A 1,904-nucleotide genomic window follows, 5' to 3' on the forward strand; every position below is an offset into this window, starting at 1 on the left:
TTAGGGGCCTTGCCACAGGTGGCGCAGTCAGTGGCGGCGCTAAGCCGTCGCTGGTGGCACAACAGCCTATCGGCGATCCACCAAGTGTTGACCACCGCCTACTTCGACAGCCTGGGGTTGCCCCGACTCAACTGACCTCAACCTCTCGAACCGCCCGGTGCGGACCCGCATGCCGGGTGGTGTGGCAGGGGATGCAGCCCTGATGGGATGCACCCCTATGCCGATTTAACGTCTGTGTGCGGGTGTATGGTGCCGTATACGATAGCATCACGGACACGCCAGTGCCGTAGGGGCTCTGCTAATGGAGAACCAGGCAGCCACGTCGGTATTTCCCGCGCGGAATCGTTAGGCAGTTGCATTTCCGCTTCAGCTGAACTCATACGACACACAGCCCATCTTCGGCAAACTAGAACGCCTTACCGATTCCAAATATTTACATCGACAGGAATTAAGAAGATATGCCAAAATTTCTAGCCATATTGGGATGCCTTACCTCCCTGATGCTGATGCTTGGATCCACCGTCGCGCAGGCTGCAACATGGTCTGCAACTTCGCCTTCAACTTCATCCTGCTATGAGCATACTCTTTTCGCGCGTTGGAGCTACGAGGGGTATACCTTAAGCAATGACGTATGGGGGCCTTGCAGCGTTCCTCCAGTCGCAGTTGGTCCGCAGTCCTTCTGGGCTAATTCAAGTTTCGACTGGGGTGTCACGTCAGACCAGCCTGACACGAACGGCATCAAGTCCTATCCGCACGTCGAATATTTTGTCAACAAGCCTGTCAGTTCGCTGAGGAAGCTCACTGCCACTATCTCAGCTACCACGCCCGCTGCTGGTGCATGGGAATCTACGTTGGATATCTGGGCCGACGCAAAACAGCACGAGATCATGGTCTGGCTGAACTACACGGGCACCTCGAATGGATGCGGTAATGTCAAGCCGATCTCGTACAACTGGACTTCTGAAGGTTGCGCGATTCCGCTCTACAGTAACGTTCCGCTGTCCGGTAGCACTTGGAATGTCTATGTCGGTAGCAACGGCAAGAACGCCGTCTATTCTTTCTTACGCACAGCGAAGACCAACCAAACTACGATCGACGTGCTGGAGATTATGAATTACTTAAAGTCGCTGAACTATATTGATGACGTGGTTGTCGGCGAGATCCAGTACGGTTTTGAAATTACATCATCGGTCGGTGGGCTGAGCTTTGTGTCTAAGAACTTCGCCGTCACCGCTGAGTAATTCTAAGGCGGCCTCAAATTCTGAAGTGCAACACCTTGCCATTTTGTAAGGTGTTGTGAATGACGAAGAAGAAGTCCCTAGCAACTGCGGCACGCCAATGTTCATCCCAGCGCGCCGGCACAAACATATGTGTTGAACGCAAAACATCATTCACGAGCGGGGTTCAAGGAACGTGCCAACTGCGCATGCAGGATGACGAGCGCATCGACAGTTATCCGCACGCGCAGTTGAAGTAGGTAACCGTCCGACCGTCAGCGTTCTTGACGAGGGAATACTTTCAGGCTGCGCTCTGGCGAACCTGATCCGCCACAGCCCATGGCAGTAGTTCGCTGACGCGATTGACGGGGTGCTCGGCAATGCGAGCAATGACGTGTCGGAGGTAAGCCTCGGGATCGAGACCGTTCAGTTTGGCTGTCGCAACAAGTGCATAGATTGCGGCGCCGCGCTCACCGCCACTGTCGGAGCCGAAGTGCAGGAAGTTCTTCCGGCCGAGAGCGACTCCTCGCAGTGCGCGCTTCGCCGCATTATTGTCGATCTCGACGTGACCATGGTCGACATACAGCGTTAGGGCAATGCTGATTAAGTCCTCCGCTTCATGAGGAAGAGCGTTATGTGAGGGATCAAGAGCGCAAAGAGAAGAACATGAAGCAGATGACGTTGGCA

The 1,904-nt window shown here is 54.4% G+C and carries 2 protein-coding genes; one reads left to right on the forward strand and one right to left on the reverse strand.

The genetic code is table 11. From position 1 onward, the window contains the following. The first annotated feature begins 458 nt into the window (after window positions 1-458). Window positions 459-1,241, forward strand: a complete 783-nt coding sequence (locus tag K309_RS0134735) for a GH12 family glycosyl hydrolase domain-containing protein (RefSeq protein WP_029050454.1) — start codon at window positions 459-461, stop codon at window positions 1,239-1,241. A 277-nt stretch (window positions 1,242-1,518) separates the two neighbouring features. Here K309_RS0134735 and K309_RS41345 read toward each other — a convergent pair. After that, window positions 1,519-1,904 (reverse strand): transposase domain-containing protein (locus tag K309_RS41345; RefSeq protein WP_232232656.1); only part of this gene is annotated, 386 nt, incomplete at its 5' end.

It is taken from the genome of Cupriavidus phytohabitans (genome assembly GCF_000426345.1).
In the GTDB taxonomy this organism is placed as follows: domain Bacteria; phylum Pseudomonadota; class Gammaproteobacteria; order Burkholderiales; family Burkholderiaceae; genus Cupriavidus.